We start from the raw sequence: 24157 nt of genomic DNA on the forward strand, positions 1-24157 counted from the left end.
CCGTCATGGCCTTGCTTGAACTGGAGCGCATCAGCGCACAGTACCCTGGCGCCAGCACCCCGGTGCTGGCCGACATCAACCTGAGCCTGGGTCCACGCCAGCTGCTGGTGGCCCTCGGGCCATCCGGCAGCGGCAAGACGTCGCTGCTCAACCTGATCGCCGGCTTCGTCGCCCCCAGCGGCGGCCGCATCACCCTTGACGGTGCACCGGTCAACGGCCCCAGCGCCGAACGCGGTGTGGTGTTCCAAGACGATGCCTTGCTGCCCTGGCAGAACGTGCTGGGCAACGTCGCCTTTGGCCTTGAGCTGGCCGGCGTACCGCGCGCCCAGCGTGAGGCCAAGGCCCGCGAGATGCTGGCCTTGGTCGACCTGGAAGGGTTTGCCGAGCGGCGCATATGGCAATTGTCCGGTGGCCAGAAGCAGCGTGTCGGCCTGGCCCGCGCGCTGGCGGCCGACCCACGGGTACTGCTGATGGACGAGCCGTTCGGCGCGCTCGACGCGTTCACCCGCGAGCAGATGCAAGAGCTGCTGCTGCAGGTCTGGCAGCGCACCGCAAAGCCTGTGTTCCTGATTACCCACGACATTGAAGAAGCGGTGTTCCTCGCCAGCGAGCTGGTGCTGCTGGCGCCCAACCCGGGGCGTGTGGTCGAGCGCCTGCAGTTGGACTTCGGCCAACGCTACGCGGCGGGCGAGCCGGCCCGGGCGATCAAGTCCGACCCCCGCTTCATCGAAACCCGCGAGCATGTGCTGGCGCGGGTCTTCTCCCAACGCCAAAGCCTGCAGGAGCGCGCATGAGCAGCCTGGATCTGCCGGTTACCGGCAAACGCGACGCCCACACCCGGCCTGCTGAAAAGGCACGCCGCCCGCTTGCTACCCGCTGGATCAGCACCCTGACCCTGGCCAGCCTGCTGCTGGCCTGGTGGCTGGTGACGGCCGCCGGCTGGATCGAGCCGCTGTTCCTGCCGGCGCCCGGCGATATCCTGGCCAGGGCCTGGACCCTACTGACCCAGGGCTACATGGATGCCAGCCTGTGGCAGCACCTGGGGGCAAGCCTGGGCCGTATCGGCCTGGCACTGGTCGCCGCCACCCTGACCGCCATCCCGGTCGGCATCGCCATCGGTTACAACCGTGTGGCGCGGGGCATTCTCGACCCGCTGATCGAGTTCTACCGCCCTATTCCGCCTCTGGCCTATCTGCCGCTCATCGTCATCTGGTGCGGCATCGGCGAGCTGTCGAAAGTGTTGCTGATTTACCTGGCGATCTTCGCCCCGATTGCCATCGCCACCGCCACCGGCGTACGCACCGTCGACCCGGCCAAACTGCGCGCCGCGCAATCGCTGGGGGCGACCAAGGCGCAACTGATCCGCCACGTGATCCTGCCCAGCGCCTTGCCCGACATCCTCACCGGCATCCGCATCGGCCTTGGGGTCGGCTGGTCGACCCTGGTGGCCGCAGAACTGATCGCCGCCACCAGCGGCCTGGGCTTCATGGTGCAGTCGGCGGCGCAGTTCCTGGTCACTGACGTGGTGGTGCTGGGCATTCTGCTGATCGCCCTGATCGCCTTCGCGTTGGAAATGAGCCTGCGCGCGCTGCAACGCAAGCTGGTGCCCTGGCACGGGCAAAGTCACTGACCACGCCGGCATTTCGGCGCCTAGTAAAAACAGATCGAGACCGACATGAGCCTGACCATCACCCCTCTCAGCCCGGCGCTCGGCGCCCAGATCAGCGGCGTGGACATCAGCCGCGACATCACCACCGAGCAGCGCGACGCCATCGAGCAAGCGCTGCTCAAGCACCAGGTGCTGTTCTTCCGCGATCAACCGATCAACCCAGACCAGCAAGCCCGCTTTGCGGCCCGCTTTGGTGACCTGCACATCCACCCGATCTACCCCAACGTGCCGGAAACCCCGCAGGTGCTGGTGCTCGACACGGCGGTCACCGACGTGCGCGACAACGCCGTCTGGCACACCGACGTGACCTTCCTGCCGACCCCGGCGATGGGTGCGGTGCTCAGCGCCAAGCAACTGCCGGCGTATGGCGGCGACACCCTGTGGGCCAGTGGCATTGCCGCCCTCGAAGCCTTGTCGGCCCCCCTGCGCGAGATGCTTGACGGGCTGACGGCCACCCATGACTTCACCAAGTCGTTCCCGCTCGAGCGTTTTGGCACCACGCCAGAAGACCTGGCGCGCTGGGAAGCGACCCGGCGCAACAACCCGCCGCTGTCACACCCAGTGATCCGCACGCACCCGGTCAGCGGGCGCAAGGCGCTGTTCGTCAACGAAGGGTTCACCACGCGCATCAATGAGTTGAACGAGTATGAGAGCGACGCGTTGCTCAAGCTGCTGTTCGCCCATGCGACCAGGCCTGAGTTCAGCATTCGCTGGCGGTGGCAGGAAAATGATGTGGCGTTCTGGGACAACCGCGTGACCCAGCATTTTGCGGTGGATGATTACCGGCCGAATCGGCGGGTGATGCACCGGGCGACGATTTTGGGGGATGCGCCGTTTTGAACCGCGGGAGGCCGTTGGCCTCCATTCGCAGCACAAGGCTGCTCCTACAGGGGATCGCACATCCTGTAGGAGCAGCCTTGTGCTGCGAAAGGGCCGCAAAGCGGCCCCAGCGTTCTAGCGGACCAAGTGCAAGTACTGCATATGCCGCTCGTACTGGTCGAGGATGTCGTTGATGATCTGCTCCTTGCTGTAGCCCACCAGGTCGTAGTTCTGGCTGCCCTCGCTCAGGTGCACCTCCGCCCGGTAATAACGGCGGTTCTTCAACTCCTGAGCACCCAGCCCACCCAACGCAAACGACGGCGTGAAATAGCCGCGCATCTGCACCTGGTAGATGAAGGGTTGCTCCTCGCCATGGCCCACTTTCAAGCTGACGTTGTCGTGGCTCGGGTCGTCCTGGGTAATCAGCACCAGGCCCTTCTGCTCGAACACCTCACGCACATCGGCAATCGCCGGGCGCACCACATCGTCCATGAAGCGGTACACCTCATCGCGTGACGGAAAGTGCACGGCCTGGCTCAGGCGCTGGCGCCAGCCGCCGCGCCCGCGACGCGACTGAGCGAACGGCGCCAGCGAATGCATCTGCGCAATCTGCCGCTGGGACTCCAGGTAGAACGCCTTGTGCAGCCCCCACATCATGCACAGCAAGATCAGCGAGAACGGCAGCGAGGTCAGCACCACCGCCGACTTCAGCGAATCGATGCTGCCAGCGAACAGCAATGCACTGGTGATCAGCGCGGTCATCGCGCCCCAGAAAATCCGCAGCCAGTTAGGCCCGTCTTCATCCGGGTCACCACCCTTGGCCGACAAAGTCGACAGCACCACAGTGCCCGAGTCGGCCGAGGTGACGAAGAACACGAAGCTGATAAACACCGTGGTCGCGATGACCACCTTGCTCCAGGGGTAGGTCTCTAGCAGCAGGTACAGGCTCATCGACGGGTTATCCAGCGCCGATTGACCAAGCGCGGTCATGCCATGGTTGATGACCTGGTCCAACGCGCTGTTGCCGAAGATCGACATCCACGCCAGGGTGAAGCCCAGGGGAATCAGCAACACGCCGAAGACGAATTCGCGGATGGTGCGCCCACGCGAAATACGCGCAATGAACAAGCCCACGAACGGCGCCCAGGCAATCCACCAGGCCCAGTAGAACACCGTCCAGCCGCCCAGCCAGTCGCGGTTTTCGCCATAGGCATAGACGTCGAAGCTCTTGCGGGGCAAGGCGCCGAGGTAGTCACCCAGGTTCTGGATAAGGGTGTTGAACAGGTGCTGGGTAGGGCCGGCAAACAGCACGAACAGCAACAGCGCGCAGGCCAGGAACAGGTTGATGTCGCTCATCACCCGCACGCCTTTCTCCACCCCGGCGACCGCCACGGCCACCGCCGCGCCCATCATCAGGGTGATCAGCGCGACCTGCACCCACTGGCTGTGGCTGATACCGAACAGGTAATCCAGGCCGGCATTCAAGTGCAACACGCCAAAGCCCATGTCGGCGCCGAGGCCGAACACCGTGGCAATGATGCCAAAGCCATCCACCGCGTAACCAATCGGCCCGTTGATGCGCTTGCCGATCAGGGGGTACAGCGCCGAGCGCAAGGCCAGCGGCAGGTTATGCCGGTAGGCGAAGTAGGCCAGCGCCATGCCGACGAAGGCAAACACGCCCCAGCCATGCAGGCCCCAGTGCAGGAACAGGATCTGCATGGCCTGGCGCCCGGCCTCTGCCGTGCCTGCTTCGCCCTGGGGCGGCTGCAGCATGTGGGTCAGCGGTTCGGACACGCAGAAGAAGAACAGCGTGATGCTGATGCCGGCGGCAAACAGCATGCCGGCCCAGGACAAGTAGCTGAACTCGGGTTCGTCGTGGTCGGCACCGAGCTTGATCTTGCCGTAGCCGGACAAGGCGGTGACCACCACGAAGACCAGGTACAGCGTCATCGCCAGCATGTAGTACCAGCCGACCGTGTTGGCCGCCCAGTTCTGCGCCGCTAGCAACCAGTCGCCTGCGGCTTGCGGATTGGTGATGACAATGAGGCCGAAGATGAGGATGAAACTTGCCGCGAAATAGAACACCGGAGGGTTCATGCGCATCTTGCCGTTGGCAAGGGTGGGGGTCGGTGCACTCATCGGGCATGCACCTCGTCACGTGACGTAAGGTTCGAAATGAACGGGTTCAGCAAAGGAATCCTCCTGTTGAACACCGGCAGCGGACCAGCGTTTTTTCATTGAACAAGCGTTCAAGTTAACCATGGATCGGGATTTGATGCGAACCGGGGTGCTGATCGGTGCATGCCTGAACCGGCCCTTTTGCGGGGCAAGCCCACTCCCCCAGGTACATCACTAGCCTCAATAGGCTGATGATTCTGTGGGAGCGGGCTCGCCCCGCGAAAGGGCCGGTACAGCCAGTAAAGACCTCAGGTCAGTTCTTGTCCTGGCAATCCAGCTGCAGGTTGGCCTGGGTAATGTTGCTCTCGGCCGGCACGCTGCGGGTGAGCCACACATTACCGCCAATGGTCGAGCCCTTGCCGATGGTAATGCGCCCCAGGATCGTGGCCCCCGCATAGATCACCACGTCGTCCTCGACGATCGGGTGGCGCGGCAGGCCTTTGTGCAAGGTCCCCGACTCATCGCTTGGGAAGCGCTTGGCGCCCAGTGTCACCGCCTGGTAGATACGTACCCGCTCGCCGATGATCGCAGTCTCGCCAATCACCACGCCGGTGCCGTGGTCGATGAAGAAGCTCGGGCCGATCTGCGCGCCGGGGTGGATGTCGATACCGGTTGCCGAATGCGCCAGCTCCGAACTGATGCGCGCCAGCAGCGGCAAACCAGCCTGGTACAAGTGATGCGCCAGGCGGTGATGGATGATGGCGAGGATGCCTGGGTAGCACAGCAGCACCTCATCGACACTGCGCGCCGCCGGGTCACCGTGGTAGGCGGCCAGCACGTCGGTGTCGAGCAATACCCGCAAGTTGGGCAGCGCCGCGGCAAAATCCTGGATCAGCCGCAGTGCCTGGGCATCGACGGACACCAGGCCACCCTGCGTCTGCCGGGCGGCGTAGCGCAGCTCCAAGCGGGCCTGGGCCAGCAATGCGGTCAGGGCGGCATCCAGGGTGTGCCCTACGTAAAAATCTTCACTCTCTTCGCGCAGGTCGACCGGCCCAAGGCGCATCGGGAACAGCGCCCCGCACAACTGCTCGAGAATCTGCCGCATGGCCTCGCGAGAGGGCAGTTCGCGCCCGCCCTGCTCGCCAATGCTGCGGCCATTGCGGCTGCGCCATTGCTCACGGGCGCTGCGCAAACCACTGACGATGCTGTGCAGCTGCCAATGCGCGGATGTTGGTTGTTCGCTCACGGTGTTCTCCTGCCTGGGGCCAATCTGTCGTTATGCAATCCACTCTACGGCAAATCCATCCCTTGGAAAAAACAACGCTTTATTCCATCCTGCGCTAAGTCGGGCATAAGCCGCGATGACGGCGCCAGTATCCTGGCCTACCCTCAAAGCTGACTTCACTCGGCAGAAAAACAAAACGGAATAATAAGATAATTTTTTATTATTTCCTGGCCTAAGCGGCCAACTTTATAGTCGCCACCCACTACTTCCACACCAAGCGCGGGGCCTGACATGTCGAAATTCGCCAAACCGCTACTCAACGCCAGCCTGGCCATCCTGCTGGGTGCCGGCCTGCTCAGCCAGGCCTTCGCCGGCGAGCAATTGAAGACCATTCAGGAAAAGGGCGTGATCAACGTCGGCCTGGAAGGCACCTACCCACCGTTCAGCTTCCAGGATGAAAGCGGCAAGCTGGCCGGCTTCGAAGTGGAGCTTTCGGAACTGCTGGCCAAGGAGCTGGGGGTCAAGGCCAAGATCCAGCCGACCAAATGGGACGGCATCCTTGCAGCGCTGGAGTCCAAACGCCTGGACGTGGTGGTCAACCAAGTGACCATCTCCGAAGAGCGCAAGAAAAAGTACGACTTCTCCGAGCCCTACACCGTCTCCGGCATCCAGGCGTTGGTGCTGAAGAAGAAAGCCGCAGACCTGAACATCAAGACTGCACAGGACCTGGCAGGCAAGAAAGTCGGCGTCGGCCTGGGCACCAACTACGAGCAGTGGGTGAATCAGGACGTGCCCAAAGCCGAAGTCCGCACCTATGAGGACGACCCGACCAAATTCGCCGACCTGCGCAACGGCCGCATCGACGCGATCCTGATCGACCGCCTGGCCGCACTGGAATACGCGCAAAAAGCCAAGGACACCGAGCTTGCCGGCGATGCCTTCTCGCGCCTGGAAAGCGGCGTGGCCCTGCGCAAAGGCGAACCTGAGTTGCTGGCGGCCCTCAACAAGGCCATCGACAAGCTCAAGGCCGACGGCACGCTGGCCAAGCTGTCGGAAAAATACTTCGGTGCCGATGTCACTAAATGATCGCTGAAAGCCTGCAACTCGTTGTCGATTCCACGCCCTTCCTGCTGAAGGGCGCGGGTTATACGGTGCTGCTCAGTGTCGGTGGCATGTTCTTCGGCCTGGTGCTGGGGTTTGCCCTGGCGCTGATGCGGCTGTCGAAGATGTTGCCGCTGAACTGGCTGGCACGCATCTACGTGTCGTTCTTCCGGGGCACGCCGCTGCTGGTGCAGCTGTTCGTGATCTACTTCGGCATGCCGCAGATCGGTATCGAACTCGACCCCATCCCGGCCTCGCTGATCGGCCTGTCGCTGAACATGGCTGCTTACATCTGCGAAATCCTGCGTGCGGCGATTTCCTCGATCGACCGTGGCCAGTGGGAAGCCGCTGCCAGCATCGGCATGACCCGCACCCAGGCCATGCGCCGGGCCATCCTGCCGCAAGCCCTGCGTACGGCCTTGCCGCCGCTGGGCAACAGCTTCATCTCGCTGGTCAAGGACACCGCCCTGGCGGCGACCATCCAGGTGCCCGAGCTGTTCCGCCAGGCCCAGCTGATTACCGCGCGCACCTTTGAAGTCTTCACCATGTACCTGGCTGTGGCGGTTATCTACTGGATCCTCTGCAGTATCCTCGCGCACTTCCAGAACCGCATGGAAGCGCGGGTCAACCAGCATGACCAGGAGCATTGAGCATGATCGTAGTTAAAGGCCTGTCCAAGCAATTCAAGGGCCAGACCGTGCTCAATGGCATCGACCTGACCGTGCAGCCAGGCGAAGTGGTCGCCATCATCGGCCCCAGCGGCTCGGGCAAGACCACCTTCCTGCGCTGCCTCAACCTGCTGGAAACCCCCGACGCCGGGCAGATCCAGATCGGCGCCATCAGCATCGATGCCAATCGCCCGCTGGGTGGGCAGCAGAGCGCGATTCGCCGGTTGCGTCAGCAGGCCGGTTTCGTGTTCCAGAACTTCAACCTGTTCCCCCACCGCACCGCCCTGGAAAACGTCATCGAGGGCCCGGTGATCGTCAAGAAGACGCCCCGCGACCAGGCCATCGTCCTGGGCCGCAAGCTGATGGCCAAGGTAGGCCTGGCGGGCAAGGAAGACGCCTACCCGCGGCGCCTTTCCGGTGGCCAGCAGCAGCGGGTAGCGATTGCCCGTGCCCTGGCGATGGAGCCTGAGGTGATTCTGTTTGACGAACCGACCTCGGCGCTCGACCCGGAGCTGGTTGGCGAAGTGCTCGCCACCATCCGCGGCCTGGCCGAAGAGAAGCGCACCATGATCATCGTTACCCACGAGATGAGTTTTGCCCGTGATGTGGCGAACCGGGTGATCTTCTTCGACAAGGGGGTGATCGTCGAACAGGGTGAAGCCAAGGCGCTGTTTGCGGCGCCCAAGGAAGAGCGTACCCGGCAGTTCTTGCGCAAGTTCCTGGGTACCGCAGCTTCGGAATAAACCTGTACTGGCCTCTTCGCGGGCAAGTCGGACCGCCGCACCGCCGCTCCCACAGTTTGTATGCTCACCCTGTGGGAGCGGCGGTGCGGCGGTCCGACTTGCCCGCGAAGAAGCCGGCACCTGCTGCGCAAATCTCAACTTCTATATATATTCCAAAAGGTTAGTTCATAATCTTTTGATAAGCCATTAGGGTATATACACCGGACCACCGGACCAGCAAACGTCTGTCGCCATCAGCTGAAGCGACGCATCTACTTTTGTGAGGTTAGGAATGGTCAGGATCACAATCACCCCAGTGCGTATCGCCAGGGCATTGAGTGCAGCCAAGGAGCGGTACTGATGTCCAGCCAGCCAAATACCCTTTTCCACAGCGACGTCGACAGCTCGCCTCTGCTGCTGCCAGCCAAGGTGCTGCGCAACGACGCCGAGGCCCTGCAAGCCGCACGCGAGCTGGCCGATGTGGCCCGTGAGCAGGCCGCACGCCGCGACCAGCAACGCAAACTGCCGTGGGCAGAGATCGAGCAGTTCACCCGTAGCGGCCTGGGCAGCATCAGCGTACCCAAGGCCTATGGCGGCCCCGATGTCTCGTTCGAAACCGTGGCGGAAGTCTTCCGCCTGATCAGTGCCGCCGACCCGGCCCTGGGGCAGATCCCGCAGAACCAGTTCGGCATGCTGCAGTTGCTGCGCCTGACCGCCACCGAGGCACAGCAGGCGGTGATCTTCCGCAGCGTGCTGGACGGCTGGCGCATCGGCAATGCCGGCCCCGAGCGCGGCACCAAAGACACCCTGACCCTGAAGGCGAAGATCACCCGCGTAGGCGACGGTTATCGCATCAGTGGTGAAAAGTTCTACTCCACGGGCGCCCTGTACGCCCACTGGGTGGCGGTCAAGGCACTGGACGACGAAGGCCGCCAGCGCCTGGCCTTCGTCCGCCGCGGCAGCCCTGGGCTGCGCATCGTCGATGACTGGTCCGGGTTCGGCCAACGCACCACCGCCAGCGGCACCGTGCTGCTCGACCAGGTACCGGTCGATGCGGAACTGGTGATCGACAACTGGCGCCAGCGTGACACGCCGAATATCCAGGGCGCGGCTTCGCAGTTGATCCAGGCAGCCATCGACGCCGGTATCGCCGAAGCGGCCATCGATGATGCCATCAGCTTTGTGCGCGACAAATCGCGGCCCTGGATCGACGCCAAGGTCGAGCGCGCCAGCGACGACCCGTACGTGATCGCCGACATCGGCCGCCTCAAGCTCGAGCTGCACGCTGCCGAGGCGCTGCTGCGCAAGGCGGCGCGGGTGCTCGATGAGGTCAATGCCGCACCCATCGACGCCGCTTCTGCTGCCCGCGCTTCGATCGCCGTGGCCGAGGCCAAGGTGCTGACCACCGAGGTCTCGTTGCAGGCCAGCGAAAAGCTGTTTGAGCTGGCCGGCAGCCGCGCCACCCTGGCCGAGTTCAATCTCGACCGCCACTGGCGCAACGCCCGCGTGCACACCCTGCATGACCCGGTGCGCTGGAAGTACCACGCGGTGGGCGCTTACCACCTGAACGGCAGCCTGCCTGCGCGGCATTCCTGGATCTGATTTGCAGCCTTTGGGGCTGCTGCGCAGCCCATTCGCGGGGCAAGCCCGCTCCCACACCTGAGATCAGTGCAGTGTGTCTGTGGGAGCGGGCTTGCCCCGCGAATGGGCCGCACAGCGGCCCCCGGAGAAACACCATGACCACAAACATCATCACCAGCGACACCCAAGCCCTGGCCATCGCCGAAGACATCGCCCAGCAACTGCGCCGCGACAGCGCCCTGCGCGACCGCGAGCGTCGCCTGCCCCACGCCGAACTCGACCTGTTCACCCGCTCCGGCCTGTGGGCCATCAGCGTGCCCAAGGCGTTCGGCGGCGCCGGTGTGTCCAACGTCACCCTGGCCAAAGTCATCGCCCGCATCGCCCAGGCCGATGGCTCCTTGGGGCAAATCCCGCAAAACCACTTCTATGCCCTGGAAGTGCTGCGGGTAAACGGCAGCCCTGAACAACAGCAACGCCTGTACGCCGAAGTGCTGGCCGGCCGGCGCTTTGGCAATGCCCTGGCCGAACTGGGCACCAAGACCGCCAACGACCGCACCACCCGCCTGAGCCGCGACGGTGATGGGTTCCGTATCAATGGCCGCAAGTTCTATTCCACCGGTGCCCTTTACGCCCAGCGCATCCCGACCTCGGTGATCGATGACGATGGCGTGCAACAATTGGCCTTCGTCCCCGCCGACAGCCAAGGCCTGCAGGTGATCGACGACTGGAGCGGCTTCGGCCAGCGCACCACCGGCAGTGGTTCGGTGGTATTCGACAACGTGTGGGTCAGCGCCCAAGACGTAGTCCCCTTCCAGAGCGCCTTCGAACGCCCGACCCCGGTCGGCCCACTGGCACAGATTCTCCACGCCGCCATCGACACCGGCATCGCCCGCGCCGCCTACGAAGATGCCCTGCACTTCGTGCGCACCCGCAGCCGCCCCTGGGTCGACTCGGGCCTGGACAAGGCCAGCGAAGACCCCTTGACCCTGAAAAGCTTCGGCCAACTGGCGATCCGCCTGCACGCCACCGAAGCCCTGCTCGAACGCGCCGGTGAATACCTCGACCGCGCCCAGCAAGACAGCAGCGCCGACAACGTCGCCGCCGCCTCCATTGCCGTGGCCGAAGCACGCGCCATCAGCACCGAGATTTCCCTCGCCGCCGGCACCACGCTGTTCGAACTGGCCGGTAGCCAGGCCACCCTCGCCGAGCACAACCTCGATCGCCACTGGCGCAACGCCCGCGTGCACACCCTGCACGACCCAGTGCGCTGGAAGTACCACGCCATCGGCAACTACTACCTGAACAACGAAAACCCGCCGCGCCGGGGGACGATCTGATGGCCAAACAGATTCTGCTCAATGCCTTCAACATGAACTGCATCGGGCACATCAACCATGGCCTGTGGACCCACCCGCGGGATACCTCGACCCAGTACAAGACGCTTGAATACTGGACCGACCTGGCACGCCTGCTGGAACGGGGCTTGTTCGACGGCCTGTTCATCGCCGACATCGTCGGCACCTACGACATCTATGGCCAGTCGCTGGAGGTAACGCTCAAGGAGTCGATCCAGCTACCCGTCAACGACCCCCTGCTGTTGGTCTCAGCCATGGCTGCCGTCACCCGCAACCTGGGCTTCGGCCTTACCGCCAACCTCACTTACGAGGCGCCTTACTTGTTCGCCCGGCGCCTTTCCACGCTCGACCACCTCACCAATGGCCGGGTCGGCTGGAACATCGTCACCGGCTACCTCGACAGCGCGGCCCGCGCCATGGGCCTGGAGCAGCAACCCGAGCATGATCGGCGCTACGACCAGGCCGACGAGTACCTGCAGGTGCTGTACAAACTGCTCGAAGGCAGCTGGGCTGACGATGCCGTGGTCGCCGACCGCGAGCAGCGCGTCTACGCCCAGCCCGACAAGGTGCGCAAGGTCAGCCACCACGGTGAGTTCTACAACGTCGAGGGCTACCACCTGTGCGAGCCCTCAGCGCAACGCACACCGGTGTTGTTCCAGGCGGGCAGTTCCCCGCGCGGCCTCGCCTTTGCCGGCAACCATGCCGAGTGCGTGTTCATCAGCGGCCAGGACAAAACCGCCACCCGCGCCCAGGTCGACAAGGTGCGCGCGGCCGCCAAGGCGGCGGGCCGCGATCCGCAGGCGGTCAAGGTGTTCATGGGCATCACGGTGATCGTCGCCCCCACTGAGCAACAGGCCCAAGCCAAGCATGCCGAGTACCTGCGCCATGCCAGCCCCGAGGCCGGCGTGGCGCACTTTGCCGCCTCCACCGGCATCGACTTTGCGGCCTATGGGCTGGACGAGCCGATCGGCTTCAGCAAGGGCAACGCCATCCAGTCGGCCACGCGCCAGCTGCAGGAAAACGCCTGGACCCGCCGCCGCCTGCTTGATCAGCACGCCCTGGGCGGGCGCTACGTGACCCTGGTCGGCAGCCCTGAACAGGTCGCCGATGCCCTGATCGCCTGGCTCGACGAAACCGGGCTGGACGGCTTCAACCTGACCCGCACCGTCACCCCAGAAAGCTTTGAGGATTTCATCGACCTGGTCATCCCGCAGCTACAACAGCGTGGCCGCTACAAGACCGCCTACGCCGAGGGCACCCTGCGCGAGAAGTTGTTCGATACCGACCACCCGCACCTGCCCGCCAGCCATCCCGGCTCGCGCTACCGCTTTACCCCAACCCCTGCCCCGACTGGAGCCCTGCACCATGCTTGAGAAACTGTTCCGGCCCGTCGCGGCCATTGCGGTCACCCTTGGCCTGTCCGCCAGCGCCTTCGCCGCCGAGCCTTTGAAAATCGGTACCACCTCCGCCTTTGCGATTCCCCTGGAAACCGCCGTGGAAGAAGCCCACAAGCAAGGCCTGGACGTGAAGCTGATCGAGTTCAGCGACTGGATAGCCCCCAATGTCAGCCTCAACAGCGGCGACATCGACGTGAACTACTTCCAGCACATCCCGTTCCTGGAAAACGCCAAGGCCGCTGCGGGCTTCAACCTGGTGCCCTACGCGCCAGGCATCATCAACAACGTCGGCCTGTACTCGAAAAAGTACAAAAGCTTCGCCGAGCTACCCGAAGGCGCCAGCGTGGCCATCGCCAACGACCCGATCAACAGCGGCCGTGGCCTGCAGCTACTGGCCAAGGCGGGGCTGATCACGCTTAAACCTGGGGTCGGCTACAAGGCCACGGAAGACGACATCATCGCCAACCCCAAGCACCTTAAAATCCTTCAGGTCGAGGCGGTGCAACTGGTGCGCGCCTATGATGACGCCGACCTGGTTCAGGGCTACCCGGCCTACATCCGCCTGGCCAACAGCTTCGACGCCACCTCCGCGCTGCTGTTCGATGGCCTGGAAAACAAAGAGTACGTGATCCAGTTCGTCATTCGCCCGCAAAGCAAGGACGACCCGCGCCTGGCCAAGTTCGTCGATATCTACCAGCACTCGCCCGCGGTGCGCGCGGCCTTGAACAAAGCCCACGGCAACCTCTACCAGGCCGGTTGGGAGGGCTGACATGAGCCAGGCCAGCGCGCTCAGGGCGCCGACACCCCAACCATTGCCGCCAACGGCCAAGGAACAGGCCCTGCGCCCAGAGGTCAACGAAGCCCACGTGCGCTTCATCGGCCTCGGCAAGACCTACCCTGGCCAGGCTCAGCCTGCCTTGCAAGGCATCGACCTGAACATCCGCCATGGCGAGATCTTCGGCATCATCGGCCGCAGCGGCGCCGGCAAGTCGTCGCTGCTGCGCACCATCAACCGCCTGGAACAACCCAGCCAGGGCCGCGTGCTGATCGACCAGGTGGACATCGCGCCCTTCGACGAGGACCGCTTGGTTACGCTGCGCCGGCGCATCGGCATGATCTTCCAGCACTTCAACCTGATGTCGGCCAAGACCGTGTGGCAGAACGTCGAGCTGCCACTGAAAGTGGCCGGCGTGCCCAAGGCCGAGCGCCAGCGCAAGGTGCGCGCACTGCTGGAGCTGGTCGGCCTGCAGGAAAAGCACCACGTCTACCCCGCGCAGTTGTCGGGCGGGCAAAAGCAACGCGTCGGCATCGCCCGGGCGCTGGTGCACGACCCCGAGATTCTCTTGTGCGACGAGGCCACCTCGGCACTCGACCCTGAAACCACGGCCTCGATCCTTGAACTGCTGCGTGACATCAACCAGCGCCTGGGCCTGACCATCGTGCTGATCACCCATGAAATGGCGGTAATCCGCGATATCTGCCACCGCGTAGTGGTGCTGGAGCGCGGCGAAGTGGTCGAGCAAGGGGAAGTCTGGCGGGTATTCGGCACACCGCGCCATGAAGTGACGCGGACCTTGCTCGCGCCCTTGCAGGCCAAGCTGCCCGCGACTTTGCAGGCCAGCCTCAAGGCCAGCCCGCAGAGCCGCGACAGCGCCGTGGTGCTCAAGCTGACCTTGCTCGGCGAGCCGGAGCTTTCTGCCCTGTTCACCGACCTCGGCGGCCGCGTGCGCCTGCTGCAAGGTGGCGTTGAAACCATCGGTGAGCATGCCCTGGGGCAGTTGATCCTGTCGGTGCAGCATTCGCCACACGACACCCACCAATTGTTGGAGCGTGCCCGCCGTTGGGCCGAAGACGTGGAGGTACTGGGCCATGTGGTTTGATCGCCTGCTTGAAGGCTTGCTCGACACCCTGCTGATGGTCGGCGTGTCGTCGCTGATCGCGCTGTTGGTCGGTGTACCGATGGCGGTGCTGCTGGTCACCAGCGACAAGGGCGGCATCTTCGAGGCACCGCTGCTGAACCGGGTGCTGGGCGCGTTCGTCAACCTGTTCCGCTCGATCCCGTTTCTGATCCTGATGGTCGCGCTGATCCCCTTCACCCGCCTGGTGGTAGGCACCACCTATGGCGTGTGGGCGGCCGTGGTGCCGTTGACCATCGCCGCCACCCCCTTCTTTGCCCGGATTGCCGAGGTGAGCTTGCGCGAAGTGGACCACGGCCTGGTGGAAGCGGCGCAAGCCATGGGCTGCCGGCGCTGGCACATCGTCTGGCATGTGCTGCTGCCCGAGGCGCTGCCCGGCATCGTCGGGGGGTTCACCATTACCCTGGTGACCCTCATCAACTCGTCAGCCATGGCCGGGGCGATTGGCGCCGGTGGGCTGGGCGACATTGCCTATCGGTATGGGTACCAGCGCTTCGACAGCCAGATCATGCTGACCGTGATCGCCATGCTGGTGGCGTTGGTGGCGTTGATTCAACTGGGTGGGGATCTGCTGGCGAAGGGGTTGAACAAGCGGTGAGTCGTTAGCGGTCCGGCGCCCCGGCAAGGCTGCTTCTATAGGGGTCGCGATTCTTGTAGGAGCGGCATTGCGTCGCGAATGGGCTGCGAAGCAGCCCCAGGATCTCACCGGCGACCCATCACCCCCACTCTAGGTCTTGCGCCGGCACCGGCCGGCCGAACCAGTAACCCTGGCCCAACTGGCACTGCTCCTGCAGCAGGAAGCTGGCCTGCTCTTGCTGCTCGATGCCCTCGGCATGCACTTGCATGCCCATGCTGCGGGCGAGGGCAATGATCACCCGCACGATCGCGATGTCGTCATCGTCATGAGGCAGGCCCGCGACAAACCCCTGATCGATCTTCAGCTTCTGCACCGGCAAACGCTTGAGCCGCAGCAACGACGAATACCCCGTGCCGAAGTCGTCGATCGCCAAGGTCACGCCCAGTTCACGCAGGCGATGCAGCTGCTCCAGCGCCACTTCCGGGTCTTCCATCACCGCACTCTCGGTAACTTCCAGCTCCAGCATCGCCGGGGCCAAGCCGGTTTCGTGCAGCACTTCGGCCACCTGCCGATAAAGCGCGTGCTGGCCAAACAGACGGCTTGAGATATTCACCGCGACGAACGCCAGCTGCCGGCCTTCGCGCTGCCACTGCACCATCTGCAGGCAAGCCTGACGCAGCACCCAGGTGTCGATTTCGGCAATCAACCCGGTGCGCTCGGCGATCGGTATGAACTCGCTCGGCGGCACCAGGCCACGCTGTGGATGCGCCCAGCGCACCAGGGTCTCGACCCCTACCCGCTCGGCCGTGGCCAGGTCATGCACCGGCTGGAAGTACACCCGCAGTTCATCCTGCTCCAAGGCACGGCGCAGCTCGCCGGCGGTTTCCACCCGGTGCTGGGCGTGCGCGGTCAGCTCTTCGGTGTACAGCGCATAGCAGGCGCGCCCGCTGCTCTTGGCCTTGAACAGTGCCGCGTCGGCATTGCGCAGCAACTGCTCGGTACCCAGCGCATCGCTGGGGAACAGGCTGATGCCGACGCTGACACTGATGAACAGGCGATGGCCATCAAACACGAACGGCTCGCGCATACGCTCGATGATGCGTTGCGCCAGCTTGCCCGCCTGGCCGACTTGCTGGCAGTTCTCGGCCAGTACACCGAACTCGTCCCCCCCCAGCCGCGCCAGGGTCACCCCATTGCCCACCACCTCGCCCAGGCGCTCGCCCACCAGCTTGAGCAACTGATCGCCGATGGTGTGTCCAAGGCCGTCGTTGATGCTCTGGAAATGGTCCAGGTCGAGCAGCAGCAAACCGCAACCGCGTTTGTTGGCTTGCGCCGTCACCAGCGCCTGCTCGACGCGGTCGGTGAACAGCAGGCGGTTGGGCAGGCCGGTCAGCGGGTCGTGATGGGCCAGGTAGGCCAGTTCCTGCTCGGTATGTTTGATCGCACTGATGTCGCTGAAAACCGCCACGTAATGGCTCAGCTCGCCAGCGTCATCGCGTATGGCGCAGATCGTCTGCCATTGCGGGTAGATCTCGCCGCTTTTGCGGCGGTTCCAGATCTCGCCGCTCCATTCGCCCTTTTCGGCCAGGGTGGCAAAGATCTGCTGATAGAACGACGCCCCATGGCGGCCCGACTTGAACTTGTTCGGGCGCTGGCCAATGACCTCGTCCTGCTGGTAACCGGTAATACGCATGAAGGCGCGGTTGACGTGCACGATCAGGCCTTGGCGGTCGGTCACCAGCACCCCTTCGAGGGTACTGTCGAACACCGCCGCCGCCATGCGCAGCCGCTCGCGGTCCTCACAGCGCAGGCGCGCGCCAATGCCAATGAAATTGAGCAGGCGTGCCCGCGACACGAAAATCAGCACCGCGCTGAACAAGACCCAGATCACCACATTGATCTGCCGCCCCACCGTCAGTGCCAGCGGGTCGTCAGTCATACCATGCAGGAGCATCTCCGCCAGCACCAGCCAGAGGATCGACAGCACCACATAGAGCGCAGCCATGCGCAAGGCGTCGCGAACGGAAACAGACATGTCGGGTGGAATGGCCCATGAACGAAGAGCGCGCATTATAAAGGGTGAAACATGTCGTGACGTCCTATCTGAAAGGGTGACTGGTTTTATTTCCCTGCCAAGGGATAATCAGACCCTTCCCCTGTGTTCTCGAGGGTTTTAACACCTATGTGGTACAACGGCCTGCTCGACTTGTCGGCCTGGCAACTGGTCGGCATCACTTTGTTGATGACCCATGTGACCATCGTCAGCGTCACGGTTTACCTGCATCGCTACTCCGCGCACCGGGCCTTGGAGCTCAACGGCGCGCTCAAGCATTTCTTCCGTTTCTGGCTGTGGCTGACCACGGCGCAGAACACCCGCGAGTGGACCGCCGTCCACCGCAAGCACCACGCCAAGTGCGAAACCCCGGACGACCCGCACAGCCCGGTGCACAAGGGTTTGAGCACGGTCCTGCGCAAAGGCGCCGAGCTCTACCGCGAAGAGGCACGCAACCCCGAAACCCTGCGCATCTACGGCAAGAACTGCCCGGACGACTGGATCGAGCGCAACCTCTACTCGCGGTACAAGCTGGGCGGCATTGCCCTGCTGGCGGTGATCGACTTGCTGCTGTTCGGCACTCTTGGCATCACCATCTGGGCGGTGCAGATGATGTGGATTCCGTTCTGGGCCGCTGGCGTGGTCAATGGCCTGGGCCATGCCGTCGGCTACCGCAATTTCGAATGCCGGGACGCCGCCACCAACCTGGTGCCGTGGGGCATCGTCATCGGTGGCGAAGAGCTGCACAACAACCACCACACCTATCCCAACTCGGCCAAGCTGTCGGTAAAACGCTGGGAATTCGACATGGGCTGGGCCTGGATACGCCTGTTCTGCTTCCTGCGCCTGGCCAAGGTGCAGCGCGTGGCGCCGATCGCCCACAGGGTCGAAGGCAAGGCCAACCTGGACATGGACACTGCCATGGCGATCCTCAACAATCGCTTCCAGATCATGGCCCAGTACCGCAAGCTGGTGATCGGCCCGCTGGTGCAGCAAGAGCTGGCCAAGGTCGACGCGTCGATGCGCCACCGTTTCCGCCGCGCCAAGCGCCTGCTGTCGCGGGAGACCAGCCTGTTGGAAGACCGCCACCACGTGCGCATCGAGACGCTGCTCGCGCATAGCCAGGCCCTCAAGGTCATTTACGAAAAACGCCTGGCCCTGCAGCAAATCTGGGCACGCACCAGCGCCAATGGCCACGACATGCTCGCGGCCATGAAGGACTGGGTGCACGAGGCCGAAGCCAGCGGCATCCATGCCCTGCACGACTTCGCCGCACAACTTAAAACCTACTCCCTGCGCCCAACTGGCGCCTGACCGCCGTTGATCGGCACGCCCTGCTGGCAGGGCGTGCCGCCTGGAACTTCCCCCCCTGCCCACCACTCCAACTCGGCACATCGCCCGCGTGGCGGGCCTGATGCTGGCCGCACGCTCACTTGTCGAGACTCGCTCGTGCACATGGCCAAGAACATTCCAACTTCCCTGCCCGGCACCCCACCTCCAGAAGCCGCCAAGACCTTGCTGGCCCTGCTGCACGCCCAAGGCGAAGTCGCCCGCCTGAGTGAACGCGAACAACTCTTCAGTTCGTTGCTGGACAGCGTCAATGCAGTACTCTGGGCCTTTGACTGGGAAGCTCGCCAGGTGCTCTACGTCAGCCCGGCGTACGAACGTATCTTTGGCCGCCCGATCAGCCTGGTGCTGGCCGACTACAACGAGTGGCGCGACAGCATCTACCCCGACGACCTGGAGTACGCCGAGCGCAGCCTGGCCCAAGTGCTGCTCAAAGGCTCGGTGGAAGACCGCGAATACCGCATCCTCAATGCCGAAGGCCAGGTGCGCTGGCTGTGTGACAAGTGCTACATCAACCAGCACCGCGAGGGCGAACAGCGGGTCATCGTTGTCGGTATCGCCGAAGACATCACCGAAAAGAAGCAACTCGAAGGCGAACTGCATCGCCTGGCCACCACCGACGTGCTGACCCAGAGCAGCAACCGCCGGCACTTCTTCGAATGTGCCCAGCAGGCCTTCGACAGCGCCCGCGAGGACGGCACGCCACTGGCCTTCCTGCTGCTGGACATCGACGATTTCAAACAGATCAATGACAGCTACGGGCACCAGGAAGGCGACCAGGTGCTGCAGCGCATCGCCGACAGCGGCAAAGCCGTGCTACGCCGAGGGGACCAGTTTGGACGTATTGGTGGCGAGGAGTTTGCGGCCGTGTTCCCAGGCTGTAATGCACAAGTGGCCGAGCAGATCGCCGAGCGTTTGCAGCGAGAGATCCAACGGCTGAGCTTCAGCCACGACGAGCACGTCTACGGGGTGACCGTGAGCCAGGGGCTGACGGCGTTGACGGATGAGGATGAGTCGCTGGACAGCCTGTTCGCCCGCGCCGATGCGGCGATGTATCGGGCCAAGCGGCAGGGGAAGAATCAGATTGTGCGGGGCTGAACTCAGCACAGGCCATGCACGATTTGTAGGAGCGGCCTTGCGTCGCGAAAGGGGCGCGTAGCGGCCCCAGGCTTTCAGCTTCGCCGCCGATATTGCCGGGGCTGCTTCGCAGCCCTTTCGCGACGCAAGGCCGCTCCTACAAGAATCGCACGTGATGTCAGATGGAGGCTTCGTCCTGCGGCTTCTCCACTTTGCGCAACCGGCCCAGCTCCGCCAAGCCGAGCTTGAGCAGCCGTGCAGTCTTGTTACTGGCAACCTGCTCCAACCCATGCTCAGCCGGCAGCCGTGACAATTGCCCGGCCAGGTTCATCGCCAGGATCTCCCGCGAATACACGCCACCGCCCAGTTGGTAAATGGCCGCAATCAATTCACGCAGTGCCAGCGGCAAGCGCCAGCGCGTGCGCAGCGCCGAACCGAACGCCGCGCCGTATTCATCGAGCGACTTGCGGACCGTGCCCTCGTCCAACTCACCGCCGGCCAGGCGCCACTCTTGCAGGCAGCGCAGCACCGCCAGGTCGCCCAGGCAATGCAACAGCCCGGCACAGTAACAACGCCCTTCATCCAGCTCCAACATACGCGCCAGGCTGCGGCCGTATTCAGCGCAGTGCAGCGAGAGGTTCCAGAAGTGCGCCGCGTGCTGCGCCAGCAAGGGATCGCTCAGCCGTGCGCTGCGCTTGAGGGTCATACCCAGGATGAGGTTCATGCTCTGGGTGCTGCCAAGCTTGTTCAACGCCTGTAGCAACGTTTGCACGGGCGCGTCGCGGTGCAGGGCGGCGCTGTTAGCGGCGGCGATCAGCACCGCGGTAACCTGCGGGTCGTTGCGCACTTCCTCTTCAAGCACCTTGAGGTTCAGGCCCTGAGGGTTCAGCGCGCGCTTGATCGCCACCTGCACATCGGCCAGCAGCGGCCCGCCATCGGCAGTCGCGCGGCGCTGCTCGAGGTAACCGGTCAGGCTGGCACCCGGCTGCAAAGCCGGCACCGGGCAGGCGATTTCTTCGCCAACGGCTAGCAGGAGTTCTTCCAGGCGCTTGCGCAGGTTATCCAGGTTCAGGGGCTTGCTCAGGTAAGCGGTGGGGTGCAGGGGCAACGCTTCGCGCACGCTGGCACTGTCGCTGCGGCTGCTCATGAGAATGAACGGCAACCCCGGGCCCTTGGCACGGACCTTGCGCAGCAGGTCGAGGCCATCGACGCCGGCCAGCTCACGCGCAGCGATGATCAGGTCGGGCTTGCTCGACAGCGCGCTCAGCGCCTGCGAGCCGTCGGCGCAGACCTGCAGACGGGCGTCGCAACGCACGCTGAGCAGCATCTCCTTGAGCATGTCACGCACCCACGGGTCGCCCTCGACAATCAGTACGCAAGGTGGGGTGGGGTCTACAGCGCTCATGGCCAACTCCTGAATATCCCTGACACGCAATCCGTCGCAGCTTCCAAGGCAAGTCCTGCGTCAACGATAGCGTCCATCGCGTTTTCTGGGCACAAAAAAAACCCGCCGAGGCGGGTTTTTTCTGAAGCGTGTCACATTAGGCGAGTTCGGCGAAGCACTCTTCGATGATCGCCAGGCCTTTGTCCAACAGTGCGTCTTCGGCGGTCAGCGGGACCAGAATACGCAGGACGTTGCCGTAGGTGCCGCAAGACAGCAGGATCAGACCCTTGTCGCGTGCCTTGGCAACAACCTGGCCAACAGCAGCAGCATTCGGGGTGTGAGTGCCTTTCTCGAAGACTTCGACAGCAATCATCGAGCCCAGACCACGGATGTCACCGATGATCGGGTTCTTTTCCTGGATCTTGCGCAGCCCAGTCACCAGGTGCTCACCAACAGCCTTGCTGCGGTCCAGCAGTTTTTCTTCTTCGAACACTTCGATCACGGCCAGGGCCGCGGCGCAAGCGATCGGCGAACCGGCGTAGGTGCCGCCCAGGCCGCCCGGAGCGATGGCGTCCATGTACTCGGCCTTGCCGCACACACCGGCCAGCGGGAAGCCGCCAGCGATGGATTTGGCGAAGGTGGTCAGGTCAGGCGCAACGCCCATCTGTTCCATGGCGAAGAAGGTGCCAGTACGGCCAGCGCCAGTCTGCACTTCGTCGGCGATCAGCAGGATGCCGTGCTGGTCGCACAGGGCGCGCAGGCGCTGCATCAGCTCTTTCGGCGCTGGCAGGAAGCCGCCTTCGCCTTGTACGGGCTCGAGGATGATCGCGGCGATGTCCTTAGGCTCGGCATCGTTCTTGAAGATGCGCTCAACCGAGGCGATGGCGTCGTCGACGCTCACACCGTGCAGTTCGTTCGGGAACAGTGCGCGGAAGATGCCGCCTGGCATCAGGCCCATGCCAGCGGAGTACGGCACGACCTTGCCGGTCAGGCCCAGGGTCATCATGGTACGGCCGTGGTAGGCGCCGGTGAAGGCGATCACGCCAGCGCGGCCAGTGGCGGCACGGGCGATCTTGACGGCGTTTTCAACGGCTTCGGAGCCGGTGGTGACCAGCAGGGTCTTCTTGTCGAAGTCGCCTGGGACCAGCTTGTTGATCTTTTCGCACAGCTCTACGTAGGGTTCGTAGGCCAGCACCTGGAAGCAGGTGTGGCTGACTTTGGTCAGCTGCTCTTGCACGGCTGCAACCACTTTCGGGTGCAGGTGGCCGGTGTTCAGCACTGCGATGCCGCCCGCGAAGTCGATCAGTTCGCGGCCTTCAACGTCGATCACCGTCGAGTTCTTCGCGGTGTCTACGAAGATCGGGTGGATTTGGCCGACGCCACGTGGGACGGCGGCTACACGGCGTTGCATCAAGGATTCGTTGGTCTTGCTCATAATGCCCTCATTGCGCCGATCAGAATGGCGCTTTTATTCGGGGGTGGCTGGGAGTGCTCGCGCACAGTATTCGTTGATCGACTGCCGTGAACGCCCTGGCCACCAGGTACTGCATGTAAAAAAGGCCAGCGAGACGTCGCTCTCGCGCCCCGCTGGCAGAGGTAAAGCCTTTTAACCGGTGATCAGACGCTGATGCACAGGTATTTGATTTCGAGGTAGTCCTCGATACCGTATTTGGAACCTTCGCGGCCCAGGCCCGAAGCCTTGATACCGCCAAACGGTGCGACTTCGTTGGAAATCAGGCCGGTGTTGATGCCAACCATGCCGTATTCCAGCGCTTCGGCAACACGGAACACACGGCTCATGTCGCGGGCGTAGAAGTACGAAGCCAGGCCGAACTCGGTGTCGTTGGACATGGCGATGACTTCGGCTTCGTCCTGGAAGCGGAACAGCGGCGCCAGTGGGCCGAAGGTCTCTTCCTTGGCGACAGCAGCGGTCTTCGGCACGTTGACCAGAATGGTCGGCTCGAAGAAGTTGCCTTCGATCAGCTTGCCACCGGCCAGCACCTTGGCGCCTTTGGCGACCGCGTCTTCGATGTGTTCCTGAACCTTGGCGACAGCTTTGCCGTCGATCAGCGGGCCAGTGGTGGTGCCGTCTTCCAGACCGTTACCGATCTTCAGCTTGGCCACTGCAGCAGCCAGCTTCTCGGCGAACGCGTCGTAGACGCCGTCCTGCACGTAGATACGGTTGGCGCAGACGCAGGTCTGGCCGTTGTTGCGGTACTTGGAGATGATCGCGCCTTCGACTGCCTTGTCCAGGTCAGCGTCGTCGAACACGATGAACGGCGCGTTGCCGCCCAGCTCCAGGGAAACCTTCTTGATGTCCTTGGCGCATTCTTGCATCAGCTGGCGACCGATTTCGGTCGAGCCGGTGAAGGACAGTTTGCGAACCAGGGAGTTGCCAGTCAGCTCGCCGCCGACTTCGCCAGCGCTGCCGGTGACGACGCTCAGCACACCAGCCGGGATGCCGGCACGATGAGCCAGCTCGACCAGGGCCAGAGCGGAGTACGGGGTCTGCGAAGCAGGCTTGAGCACCATGGTGCAGCCAGCGGCCAGGGCCGGGCCGGCTTTACGGGTGATCATGGCCGCCGGGAAGTTCCACGGGGTGATGGCCGCGGTAACGCCGATTGGCTGCTTGATGACGATCAAGCGCTTGTCAGGCTGGTGGCCTGGGATGGTGTCACCGTAGACGCGCTTGGCTTCTTCGGCGAACCACTCGATGAACGAGGCGGCGTAGGCGATTTCGCCTTTGGCTTCGGCCAGTGGCTTGCCTTGCTCGGTGGTCATCAGGCGAGCCAGGTCGTCCTGGTTCTCGATCATCAGTTCGAACCAGCGACGCAGCTTGGCCGAACGCTCTTTGGCGGTCAGGGCGCGCCAGGCCGGCAGGGCCTTGTCGGCGGCTTCGATGGCGCGGCGGGTTTCCGCGGTGCCCATCTTCGGCACGGTACCGATGACTTCGCCGGTGGCCGGGTTGGTCACCTTGATGGTCTGGCCATTGTCCGCATCCAGCCACTCACCATTGATATAGGCTTGCTGGCGGAACAACTGAGCGTCTTTGAGCTGCATGTCGGCTTCCCGAATTGTTGATTGTTGAAAAGCGCCCAAAGCAGGGCATCGAGCGTTTGAAATCTCAAACGAATGCTAAGCGGCTGCT

Annotated in this window: 20 protein-coding genes; 14 read left to right on the forward strand and 6 right to left on the reverse strand. The window is 63.6% G+C overall.

All coding sequences use genetic code 11. The features are described 5' to 3' along the window. Window positions 1–5 precede the first annotated feature (5 nt). Genes tauB through tauD form a run of 3 tightly spaced genes read left to right on the forward strand, consistent with a single transcriptional unit; the run spans window position 6 to window position 2509 of the window. Window positions 6–794 carry a taurine ABC transporter ATP-binding subunit gene (gene tauB / locus AB7M33_RS07825; RefSeq protein ID WP_027595174.1) on the forward strand — a complete coding sequence of 263 codons (789 nt, stop codon included), beginning with the start codon at window positions 6–8 and terminating at the stop codon, window positions 792–794. Continuing rightward, on the forward strand, window positions 791–1630 hold the full coding sequence (tauC, locus tag AB7M33_RS07830) for a taurine ABC transporter permease TauC (protein ID WP_099428066.1): 840 nt from the start codon (window positions 791–793) through the stop codon (window positions 1628–1630). The genes tauB and tauC overlap by 4 nt, the downstream gene beginning before the upstream one ends. A 45-nt stretch (window positions 1631–1675) precedes the next feature. Further along, window positions 1676–2509, forward strand: coding sequence for a taurine dioxygenase (gene tauD, locus AB7M33_RS07835; protein ID WP_454242665.1), 834 nt, complete (start codon window positions 1676–1678; stop codon window positions 2507–2509). 114 nt (window positions 2510–2623) lie between these two features. Here the strand turns inward: tauD and betT are convergent, their stop codons facing one another. After that, a complete protein-coding gene (gene betT, locus AB7M33_RS07840) occupies window positions 2624–4585 on the reverse strand; it encodes a choline transporter BetT (RefSeq protein ID WP_172960398.1) in 1962 nt (653 codons plus the stop codon). 334 nt (window positions 4586–4919) lie between these two features. Continuing rightward, a complete protein-coding gene (gene epsC / locus AB7M33_RS07845; protein WP_099428064.1) occupies window positions 4920–5852 on the reverse strand; it encodes a serine O-acetyltransferase EpsC in 933 nt (310 codons plus the stop codon). 270 nt (window positions 5853–6122) lie between these two features. On the opposite strand from epsC, the gene tcyJ reads away from it, so the two are divergent. The 9 genes from tcyJ (at window position 6123) to AB7M33_RS07890 (ending at window position 15169) form a co-directional block, all read left to right on the forward strand. After that, window positions 6123–6917 carry a cystine ABC transporter substrate-binding protein gene (tcyJ, locus tag AB7M33_RS07850; RefSeq protein WP_265969177.1) on the forward strand — a complete coding sequence of 265 codons (795 nt, stop codon included), beginning with the start codon at window positions 6123–6125 and terminating at the stop codon, window positions 6915–6917. Beyond that, window positions 6914–7582, forward strand: coding sequence for a cystine ABC transporter permease (gene tcyL, locus AB7M33_RS07855; RefSeq protein ID WP_027595168.1), 669 nt, complete (start codon window positions 6914–6916; stop codon window positions 7580–7582). Before tcyJ ends, tcyL begins: the two co-directional genes overlap by 4 nt. A 2-nt stretch (window positions 7583–7584) precedes the next feature. Next, window positions 7585–8343, forward strand: a complete 759-nt coding sequence (gene tcyN / locus AB7M33_RS07860) for an L-cystine ABC transporter ATP-binding protein TcyN (RefSeq protein WP_454242666.1) — start codon at window positions 7585–7587, stop codon at window positions 8341–8343. A 339-nt stretch (window positions 8344–8682) separates the two neighbouring features. After that, complete coding sequence (locus tag AB7M33_RS07865) at window positions 8683–9924, forward strand: SfnB family sulfur acquisition oxidoreductase (protein ID WP_027595166.1); 1242 nt, start codon at window positions 8683–8685, stop codon at window positions 9922–9924. 134 nt (window positions 9925–10058) lie between these two features. Then, window positions 10059–11240: an SfnB family sulfur acquisition oxidoreductase gene (locus tag AB7M33_RS07870; RefSeq protein ID WP_027595165.1), complete on the forward strand. Its 1182-nt coding sequence runs from the start codon at window positions 10059–10061 to the stop codon at window positions 11238–11240. Then, the gene (locus tag AB7M33_RS07875) at window positions 11240–12631 is read left to right on the forward strand and encodes an LLM class flavin-dependent oxidoreductase (protein ID WP_454242667.1); all 1392 of its coding nucleotides are present in this window, start codon (window positions 11240–11242) and stop codon (window positions 12629–12631) included. The genes AB7M33_RS07870 and AB7M33_RS07875 overlap by 1 nt, the downstream gene beginning before the upstream one ends. Further along, window positions 12624–13424: a MetQ/NlpA family ABC transporter substrate-binding protein gene (locus AB7M33_RS07880; protein WP_085273879.1), complete on the forward strand. Its 801-nt coding sequence runs from the start codon at window positions 12624–12626 to the stop codon at window positions 13422–13424. Before AB7M33_RS07875 ends, AB7M33_RS07880 begins: the two co-directional genes overlap by 8 nt. 1 nt (window position 13425) lies before the next feature. Next, the gene (locus AB7M33_RS07885) at window positions 13426–14535 is read left to right on the forward strand and encodes a methionine ABC transporter ATP-binding protein (RefSeq protein WP_099428060.1); all 1110 of its coding nucleotides are present in this window, start codon (window positions 13426–13428) and stop codon (window positions 14533–14535) included. Then, a complete protein-coding gene (locus AB7M33_RS07890; protein WP_454242668.1) occupies window positions 14525–15169 on the forward strand; it encodes a methionine ABC transporter permease in 645 nt (214 codons plus the stop codon). The genes AB7M33_RS07885 and AB7M33_RS07890 overlap by 11 nt, the downstream gene beginning before the upstream one ends. Window positions 15170–15287: 118 nt before the next feature. On the opposite strand, the gene dibA is transcribed toward AB7M33_RS07890, so the two are convergent. Further along, on the reverse strand, window positions 15288–17183 hold the full coding sequence (gene dibA, locus AB7M33_RS07895; protein ID WP_454242669.1) for a phosphodiesterase DibA: 1896 nt from the start codon (window positions 17181–17183) through the stop codon (window positions 15288–15290). Window positions 17184–17330: 147 nt separating this feature from the next. Here dibA and desA point away from each other — a divergent pair, with 147 nt between their 5' ends. Both desA and AB7M33_RS07905 read left to right on the forward strand, forming a co-directional pair. Further along, window positions 17331–18515: a delta-9 fatty acid desaturase DesA gene (desA, locus tag AB7M33_RS07900; RefSeq protein WP_027595158.1), complete on the forward strand. Its 1185-nt coding sequence runs from the start codon at window positions 17331–17333 to the stop codon at window positions 18513–18515. Between the two features lie 141 nt (window positions 18516–18656). After that, window positions 18657–19646, forward strand: coding sequence for a GGDEF domain-containing protein (locus tag AB7M33_RS07905; protein WP_454242670.1), 990 nt, complete (start codon window positions 18657–18659; stop codon window positions 19644–19646). A gap of 157 nt (window positions 19647–19803) precedes the next feature. Here the strand turns inward: AB7M33_RS07905 and AB7M33_RS07910 are convergent, their stop codons facing one another. The 3 genes from AB7M33_RS07910 to gabD form a co-directional block, all read right to left on the reverse strand. After that, a complete protein-coding gene (locus AB7M33_RS07910) occupies window positions 19804–21030 on the reverse strand; it encodes an HDOD domain-containing protein (RefSeq protein ID WP_454242671.1) in 1227 nt (408 codons plus the stop codon). 136 nt (window positions 21031–21166) lie between these two features. Beyond that, the gene (gene gabT / locus AB7M33_RS07915; RefSeq protein WP_027595155.1) at window positions 21167–22444 is read right to left on the reverse strand and encodes a 4-aminobutyrate--2-oxoglutarate transaminase; all 1278 of its coding nucleotides are present in this window, start codon (window positions 22442–22444) and stop codon (window positions 21167–21169) included. Between the two features lie 182 nt (window positions 22445–22626). Further along, window positions 22627–24069: an NADP-dependent succinate-semialdehyde dehydrogenase gene (gabD, locus tag AB7M33_RS07920; RefSeq protein WP_027595154.1), complete on the reverse strand. Its 1443-nt coding sequence runs from the start codon at window positions 24067–24069 to the stop codon at window positions 22627–22629. Window positions 24070–24157 lie beyond the last annotated feature (88 nt).

Source organism: Pseudomonas sp. Y3 TE3536, assembly GCF_053629175.1.